This window comes from Nitrospirota bacterium (assembly GCA_037386965.1).
Classification (GTDB): Bacteria; Nitrospirota; Thermodesulfovibrionia; order Thermodesulfovibrionales; family JdFR-86; genus JARRLN01.
Genome location: JARRLN010000087.1, coordinates 1 through 8,554 on the forward strand (window position 1 = coordinate 1; position 8,554 = coordinate 8,554).

At 65.1% G+C, this 8,554-nt stretch carries 8 protein-coding genes; all 8 read left to right on the forward strand.

The window, feature by feature from the left end; genetic code table 11:
* Positions 1-1,774, forward strand: a 1,774-nt coding sequence (gene hypF / locus P8Y39_11205) for a carbamoyltransferase HypF (GenBank protein ID MEJ2192891.1), incomplete at its 5' end; no start/stop codon positions are given.
* A 57-nt stretch (positions 1,775-1,831) separates the two neighbouring features.
* Positions 1,832-2,080 carry a hypothetical protein gene (locus P8Y39_11210; GenBank protein MEJ2192892.1) on the forward strand — a complete coding sequence of 83 codons (249 nt, stop codon included), beginning with the start codon at positions 1,832-1,834 and terminating at the stop codon, positions 2,078-2,080.
* A 3-nt stretch (positions 2,081-2,083) separates the two neighbouring features.
* Entirely contained in the window at positions 2,084-3,181 is a 1,098-nt protein-coding gene (hypD, locus tag P8Y39_11215) for a hydrogenase formation protein HypD (protein ID MEJ2192893.1), read from the forward strand.
* Entirely contained in the window at positions 3,174-4,175 is a 1,002-nt protein-coding gene (gene hypE / locus P8Y39_11220) for a hydrogenase expression/formation protein HypE (GenBank protein MEJ2192894.1), read from the forward strand. Before hypD ends, hypE begins: the two co-directional genes overlap by 8 nt.
* Before the next feature lie 64 nt (positions 4,176-4,239).
* Positions 4,240-5,208 (forward strand): peptidylprolyl isomerase, encoded by a 969-nt coding sequence (locus tag P8Y39_11225; protein MEJ2192895.1) that lies wholly within the window; start codon positions 4,240-4,242, stop codon positions 5,206-5,208.
* A gap of 108 nt (positions 5,209-5,316) precedes the next feature.
* On the forward strand, positions 5,317-6,693 hold the full coding sequence (locus P8Y39_11230) for a UDP-glucose/GDP-mannose dehydrogenase family protein (protein MEJ2192896.1): 1,377 nt from the start codon (positions 5,317-5,319) through the stop codon (positions 6,691-6,693).
* A 53-nt stretch (positions 6,694-6,746) separates the two neighbouring features.
* Entirely contained in the window at positions 6,747-7,652 is a 906-nt protein-coding gene (locus P8Y39_11235) for a Wzz/FepE/Etk N-terminal domain-containing protein (protein MEJ2192897.1), read from the forward strand.
* 120 nt (positions 7,653-7,772) lie between these two features.
* Positions 7,773-8,554: lipid II flippase MurJ (locus tag P8Y39_11240; GenBank protein MEJ2192898.1), on the forward strand; the 782-nt coding region annotated here is incomplete at its 3' end.

Here is an 8,554-nt window from a genome sequence, read left to right on the forward strand (position 1 = left end):
GCGCTTCCACTCCGTGCCCAACGCCTGCCCTGCCTGCGGCCCGTCGGTGCGGCTCCTTTCCGGGGGCCTGAGCCTCCCGGGAGACGAGGCGGTGGGGGAGGCCGTCCGGCTTCTTCAGAGAGGCTCAATCCTCGCCGTCAAGGGCCTGGGGGGATTTCACCTGGCCTGTAACGCCCGGGACGCGCTGGCCGTGGAGAGGCTCAGGGAGCGAAAGAGGCGCAGCAACAAGCCCTTCGCCCTCATGGCCCGGGACCTGGAGGCGGTGCGAAGGTTCTGCCATGTCACTGAGGCGGAGGAAGACCTCCTGCGGTCTCCGGCCCGGCCCATCGTGCTTTTGCGGAAGCGGCCCGGCTGCGCCCTTCCCGAGGCCATATCCCCGGCAAACGCGCGCCTTGGCTTCATGCTCCCCTACACCCCCTTGCACGAGATCATCATGGAAGGCCTCGAGTTGGCCGTGATGAGCAGCGGCAACCGGGCGGACGAGCCCATCCAGATAGACGGGGAGGAGGCCGGGGAGGCGCTCAGGGACATCGCCGAGGGCTTCCTCGTTCATGACAGGGAGATTTTCATGCGTACGGACGACTCCGTGGCGGCCTGTCCCCGGGGCTGCGGGGGGCCGGTCTTCATCCGGAGGGCCCGGGGTTACGCCCCCGCTCCCATCGCCCTAACGAAAGGTGGCCCCGAGGTCCTTGGGGCGGGGGCGGACATCAAGAACACCTTCACCCTTCTCAAGGACGACCAGGCCGTCGTGAGCCAGCACATCGGGGACATGGAAAACGCCGAAACCCTCGGTTTCTTCGAAGAGGCTCTCCGGAACCTGTCTTCGGTGTACAGAGCCGCCCCCGCGGCCATAGCCCACGATCTTCATCCCGGGTACTTCTCCACCCGGTGGGCCCTTAGGCAGAGAGGGTGCAGGCTCGTCCCCGTGCAGCACCACCACGCCCATGTCGCATCGGTCATGGCCGAGTGGGGCCTGGAGGGCCCCGTGATAGGCGCGGCCCTGGATGGGGCGGGCTACGGCACGGACGGCACGCTCTGGGGCGGGGAGTTCCTCGTGGCGGAGGGGCCGGGCTTCAGGCGGGCGGGGCACTTCTGTCCCTTGAGGCTTCCCGGCGGGGAGCAGGCCGTCCGGGAGCCCTGGCGGGTGGCTGCCGCCTGGGTGGGCGAGGTCATGGGCGAGGACGCGGAAGAACACCTTGCGGAGCTGGGGTTTTTCGACCGTTACGGGGAGAAACGGGTGAGAAGCGTCCTTCGGATAAGCACCCTGCCGGAGTTTTCTCCCCTCTCCTCGGGGGCGGGGAGGCTCTTTGACGCCGTAAGCGCCCTCCTCGGGCTCTGCGACCTGAACACTTTCGAGGGCGAGGCGCCCATGGCCCTGGAGGCCCAGGTGGAGCCCGGCGTGGAGGACGCTTACTCCTTCCGCATCCTGCCGGGAGACCCGTTTCGGGTGGATTTCTCCGGAGCCCTCATCCGTATAATAGGCGACATGAGGGCGGGCACGGGCGTTGGCGTCGTCGCGGCCCGGCTGCACAACACGGTGGCCGCCGCGGTCCTGGCGGCCGTGGAGGCGGTCTCCGCGGCTGCGGGCCTCCGGGTGGTCGCCTTGAGCGGGGGCTCCTTCCAGAACGAGCACCTCCTGGCCTCCGTCCGCGCGGGGCTTGAGGCGCGGGGTCTTGCGGCCTATCACAACCGGTCCGTCCCCCTGAACGACGGGGGCGTCTCCCTGGGGCAGGCCTGGGTGGCCAGGGCCGTCCTCCGTGCGGAGAGGACCTAGAGAAAGCGTGTGTGGGCCCCGGTGGGCCCGGATGCAAACAGAACAGGAGGAAAGTCCATGCAACGAAGCGAGAAGCTCACGATGTTCCTGCTCGGGGTCCTCACGGCCCTGGTCATGGTTTTCGCCCTCGGGGCAGCCGGCAACGACGTTGGCCGCTACAGGCTCGGCACCACGGAGGAGGGTGTCTACGTCATCGACACGTCAACGGGGGTGACCAAGCAGGTCGTGGACCCCATCCGGGAGCTGCAGCTGGGGATTCCCTTCGAGAAAATGGTGACCAGGACGCCGAAGCTCCCGACCGAATAGCCCATGGGAACAGGCGGCGGGGACGCGAGGACAGGGGAGCTTTCCCGGGCCATCGCCGGGCTTGCCCGGAGGACCGGGCCCGTCAGACTCATGGAGGTCTGCGGCACGCACACGGTGGCCATATTCCGCCATGGCATAAGGAGCCTCCTGCCCGAGGGCATCACGCTTTTGAGCGGGCCGGGCTGTCCGGTCTGCGTGACCGCCCTGAAGGACGTGGATACGGCGGTGGCCGCCTCCCTTGCGCCAGGGGTGGTGCTGGCCACCTTCGGCGACATGATGCGGGTCCCGGGAAGCCGCTCCTCGCTCTATGAGGCCCGGGCCGAGGGGGCGGACGTCCGGGTGGTCTACTCCCCCATGGAAGCTCTCCGGATGGCGGAGGAGAACCCGCGCCTCACGGTAGTCTTCTTCGCCACGGGGTTTGAGACCACTTCCCCCCTCGTGGCTGCCACCCTCGGGGAGGCCGAGAAAAGGGGAGTGGAGAATTTTCTTGTCCACCCCGTGCACAAGCTCGTCCCTCCCGCCCTCCGTGCTCTCCTTGAGGCCGGGGAGGCGGCCGTGGACGGCTTCATCCTCCCGGGCCACGTGAGCGCGGTCATCGGCTCCCGTCCCTACGGCTTCATCCCCGGGGACTACGGGGTGCCCGCCGTGGTCACGGGCTTCGAGGCCGCGGACATCCTCGAGGGCATCCTCATGCTCCTTGCCGACATGCTCTCGGAAGGTCCTCTGCGGGTTGGCGTTCAGTACACCCGTGCCGTGCGCGAGGAGGGCAACCCCCGGGCCGTGGCTTTCATCGAGGAGTGCTTCGAGCCCGAGGACGCCCACTGGCGGGGCATCGGCACCATCCCCCGAAGCGGTCTCGGCTTGAGGGAAGCCCTGAGGCACAGGGACGCGCGGACGGTCCTTTCCCTCTCGGTGCCGGATGCCCCGGAGCCCCGGGGCTGCGCATGCGGCGAGGTCCTGAGGGGCCTGAAAGTCCCTTCCGACTGTCCCCTCTTCGGCAAGGCGTGCACCCCCCGGCGCCCCGTGGGGCCCTGCATGGTAAGCTCGGAGGGAAGCTGCGCGGCCTACTATCGCTACGGAGGGCTGGTTGCCCGTGGATAGGGTGCTTCTGGGACATGGGAGCGGGGGCCGCCTCATGCACGAGCTTATCCGCTTGAGCTTTGCCCCCTCCTTCGGGCTCCACGGCCTGGGGGATGCGGCGGTCCTGGCGGAAGAGGACGGCGGCAGGCTGGCCCTTACCACGGACTCCTACGTGGTGTCCCCGCTTTTCTTTCCCGGCGGGGACATCGGCGAACTGGCCGTAAACGGTACCGTCAACGACCTTGCGATGGCGGGGGCCCGTCCGCTGTACCTCACGGCGGGGTTCATCATAGAGGAGGGCTTTCCCCTGGAGGACCTCGCGCGGGTCGTGGACTCCATGGCCCGGGCCGCCGAGGCGGCCGGGGTGCGTGTCGTGGCCGGCGACACCAAGGTGGTGGAGCGGGGGAAGGGCGACGGCCTCTATGTCAACACCGCCGGCGTGGGGCGCGTCCCTCCGGGGGTCCGCTTGTCCCCCGCGCGCATCCGTGCGGGCGACGGCATCCTGGTGAGCGGCCCCTTGGGGCGGCACGGCGTGGCCGTGATGGCGGAGCGGACGGGCCTTGCCTTCGAGCCCGCGGTCCTGAGCGACACGGCCCCGCTGGCCGGGCTGGCCGATGCGCTTCTGAGCGCCGGCGGGGAAGGGGTGCGCATCATGCGCGACCCCACGCGGGGCGGCCTGGCCACCACGCTCAAGGAGTTCGCTCTTGAGAGCGCCCTCGCCATGCGGGTGGAGGAAGCCCTCCTGCCCGTTCCCCCCGGGGTCCGGGGGGCCTGCGAGCTCCTGGGGCTTGACCCCTTCTACGTGGCGAACGAGGGAATTCTGGTTGCCGTTGTGGCCCCCGATGTGTCAGAATACGTCCTTGAAGCGGTCCGGGGCCATCCCCTGGGCGCGGAGGCCGTCCTGGCGGGCCGGGTGCTTGAGGAGCCCGGGGAAATGGTCCTCCTGGCCACCCGGGCCGGGGGGAGCCGCCTCATGGACATGCTCGAGGGCGAGCAACTGCCGAGAATATGCTGATGTGCCGGAACATGCGATGACAGCCACGGAGCACGGACGGAAAGGCGCTCCCAAGGAGGGGCATGTGCCTTGTGAGCGGAGATGCTTGAGCCCCTGGGGGCGAGGCCATCTGACGTCCGCCGCTTTTTCCTTTGCGTTGTTTCTGGTGGCCGCCTTCCTGCTTTCGGGCGCCTCTGCCGACGCGATGGTCCTTGACAGGGTTGTGGCCGTGGTCAACCAGGAGGCCATAACTTGGCTTGAGCTTTACCGGGCCATGGAGTTCGACCTGGGCGCTTCGGTCTCGGGGCTCTCCGATGAGCAGAAGGCACGCACGTTCGCCAAAAGCGAGGCCCAGTACCTCGAGAACATGGTGGACGTCAAGGTGCAGCTCGCCGAGGCGCGCGAGGCGGGCATCTCCGTCGGGGCCGACGAGGTGGACAGGGCCGTCCGCGACATCCAGAAAAAGTATTCCATGGACGATGAGACCTTCCGGAAGGCCCTGGAGCGGGAGGGTCTCACCATGGAGGCCTACCGGAAGAAGCTCCGGGAGCAGATTACAATCGCCCGCCTCGTGGAGCGCGAGGTGCGCTCCACCATGAACGTCACGGACGAGGAGATACAGGAGCGGATGAAGGAGGACGGACTGAAGGGAGAAATCCTCTACCATCTCAGGCAGATATTCTTCCGTCTTCCCGAAGGCGAGGGGATGGAGGCCGTCGAGCCCGAGCTTGCCCGGGTGCATGAGGGCCTCAAGGCCGGAACTCCCTTCGAGGAGCTGGCCCGGCAGTACTCTCAGGGTCCCGCCAGGGACAAGGGCGGGGACTTGGGCTATATGAAGAAGAGCAAGATGGACGGCGCTTTCAGGGACGCGGTGCAGGGGATGTCCGCGGGAGAGGTGAGCGAGCCCTTCCGTACGGCCCGCGGGGTGCACATCGTCCAGCTCGTCGAGAAGAAGGAGCCCACCGAGACCGTGCGCGAGCAGATCTTCCAGGAGAAGTACCGGCAGTGGCTCAAGGGGTTAAGGGCCAAGGCCTTCGTGGAGATAAAGCTTTAAGGTGGCTCCCTCCGACTCTTCTTGCCCGCAGAGCATCGCCCGCACAGTGCCTGCCGCATCTGAGGCCGGCAGAGAGGCGGGTGCTTTTTCCGCCGAAGGAGGCCTGCTATGAACCTCGCGGTCATAGGGACGGGATACGTGGGCCTGGTCACCGGAGCCTGTTTCGCGGAGATGGGCAACAACGTCGTCTGCGTCGAAACGGACGGAGGCAAACTCGATGTCCTGAAAGCCGGAAAGGTGCCCTTTTACGAGCCCGGCCTGGAGCAGGTGGTGGCGGGGAACCTCGGGGAGGGCAGGCTCTCCTTCACGCATTCCATGAAGGAGGCGGTAAAGCGGAGCAGCATCTTCCTCATCGCGGTGGGAACGCCGCCCTCGGAGGACGGCTCGGCGGACATCTCCCACGTGCTGGCCGTGGCCAGGGAGTTGGGAGGCCACCTTACGCAGTACGCCCTCATCGTGACCAAGTCCACCGTTCCGGTGGGCACGGCCGAGAGGGTGCGCCAGGCGGTGGCCGAAGAGCTGGAGAGGCGCGGCCTCCAGGTGGAGTTCGACGTGGTGAGCAACCCCGAGTTTCTGAAGGAAGGCTCCGCGGTGGCCGACTTCATACGTCCCGACCGCATCATCGTGGGGTGCGACTCCGAGCGGGCCCGCTCGCTGATGCGGGAGCTCTACGCCCCCTTCACCCGGAACCACGAACGCGTGCTCTATATGTCGGTGCGGGCGGCGGAGATGACCAAGTACGCCGCCAACGCCATGCTGGCCACCCGCATTTCCTTCATGAACGAGATGGCCGCCCTCTGCGACCGCCTGGGCGTGGACGTGGAGAGCGTGCGTCTGGGCATCGGCTCGGACCCGCGCATCGGGTACTCCTTTATATACCCCGGGTGCGGCTACGGGGGGTCATGCTTTCCGAAGGACGTCCGGGCCCTTGTACACACGGCTCGGGAGCACGGGCTGGAGGCGGGCATCTTGAGGGCCGTCAACCACCGGAACGAGGCTCAGAAACGCGTCCTTCTCGACAAGGTCATCGGGCACTTCGGGCCGGACCTCGCGGGCAGGACCTTCGCCCTCTGGGGCCTGGCCTTCAAGCCGGGCACCGACGACATGCGGGAGGCGCCCTCCCTGGTGCTCCTGGAGGGGCTGCTTGCCCGCGGGGCACGGGTGAAGGCCTACGACCCGGCCGCCCGGGAGATGGCCCGAAAGGTTCTTCCGCCGCAGTGGTTGAATGAAGACGGGGTCGTCCTGGTGGAGCACCAGGACCATGCGCTTGAGGGTGCGGACGCCCTGGTGCTGGTGACGGAATGGAAGAGCTTCCGTAACCCCAACTTCAGCGCCATGAAAAAGGCCCTCAAGGCCCCCGTCATCTTCGATGGAAGAAACCAGTACGACCCCGAGCGCCTCCGCCGCTACGGCTTCCGGTACTTCGGCATCGGCACGGGTGAGCAGCTTCCGGAGCGGGAGGATTCCCGGAACCCTGTGCCTTAAGGCCGGCTAACCGGATTTTCTACCAACGTCCGGTTGTGGCCGAGAGGGAGACTTTGGTAGAATACCGCCTGACGGAAATACGCACCGGGGGAGGGAAGCAGATGGAGGGGAAAAATCCTCAGGAAAGCCGCCTTGATGACGATGAAATAGACATTTATGAAATATTCCTCGTTTTAAAGAAGAGATTCAGGCTGATCCTCGGCGTTTTCCTGCTCGGCATTGCCCTGGCGGCCGGGGTAAGCTTCCTTCAATCCCCCGTCTACGAAAGCGATTTCCTCATGCGGGCGTCCGTCCTGTCCCCCTCGGAGACGGTGAAGATAATCGACCGTCTGGACGGTCTCCTTGAGGAGGGAGATTACGAGGATGTCTCCTCGATGCTCAACGTGCGCAGCCGTGATGTGGTGTCCCTCCGGGCGGAGGATTCGTCGAAAAACGAGGAAAATTGGGTTGATGTGACCCTGGACGTCCGTGACCCCTCGCTCATACGGCCCCTCAAGGACAATGTCCTGAGGTACCTGAATGAAAACGACTACGTGCGGGAGAGAGTGGACCTCGAAAGGGAGAGCCGCCTTAACCTGAGAAGCGAAATCCTGGCCAGGCTCTCCAAAATCGAGAACCTTTCCAACGAAGTCATAAACCATATCGAAAAGGGCAGGATGAAGGACGTCGGGTTCAATCCCATCGGCCTGGACAAGGGGATTATCGACCTGAAGCAGAGGCTCAAGGACGTGGAGAACGAGATTCAGCTCCTCAAGGGTTTCGAGGCGGTTACCGAGCCCATTATGCCGGACAGGCCGGCACGGCCGAGGAAGGCGCTGAACATCGCCGTGGGCGGGACGGCCTCCTTGTTCGTCGGGATTTTCCTGGCCCTGGTCTTCGAGTGGCTGGAAGGGAATCGGGGGCGCAGCAGGGAGGAGCGCGGTGAAGCGTCGGAGACCCCCGGCCATCGTGACAGGTAACCTTTCCAGGAGGGTCTTTCCGCGCCGCCTTTTGTGCCGGAGGCAACCCGAAGAAAGCCAAATGACATGTAACGGGTGCATGTTTCCCGGGCTGATGCGTCACACATGCGAGGCGCTGGCATGGCCTATCCCGTAATCGCTTCCCTGTCGAAACCCAAAGCCATGTTGTTTAATCTTCTGCGGCGCGGACTGGTAAGGGATACACTCTGGACCACTTTTTTCAGCACCATCGGCAAGAGCCTCGGTTTTCTTATCCCGTTTTTCATCGCCGCATGGTTCGGGGTTACTTCCGAGACCGATGCCTTCTTTTTTGCGTATGGCATAATCCTTTTCCTGTCGGGCATTTTTGCGCCGGTTGTCGAGAGCATCATTGTCCCCTATATTGCGGAAGCGATATCGAGGAATGAAGATACGGGAAGGTTCGTCGGGAACATCCTGGGCGTTAGCGGCGGCGCCTTGCTGGTCCTTCTGGCGGCTTTCGTATTGCTTATCAAACCCGCCCTTTCTCTGGTGACCCACTTTGACCCGCAAACCGTGCGCCTCGTTTTTTGGCTTCTTGTGGAGACCGCTCCCCTTTTCGTCCTTCTGGTTTGGACGAGCGTGCTGGCCGGGACCCTGAACGCGTATAAGAGGTTTGCCTTTCCGGCGTTATCGCCGGGCATCCGGGCGCTGGTCTGCCTCGGCATCATCTTCGCTTTCAAGGATACCTACGGGGTCCATGCCATTGCAATAGGATATGTGGCTGGCGAGCTCTTGCGCTTGGGCAGTGTGTTCTGGGTGATTAAATGGCTTCGTCTTTTCAAGCTCAGAGTATCGTTTCGCCTTTCCGCGAAATTGCGGGAGTTCCTGCAAACGGCCTATTATCAATTGGACGGGATGGCGGTCATCGGCATGGACCTGGA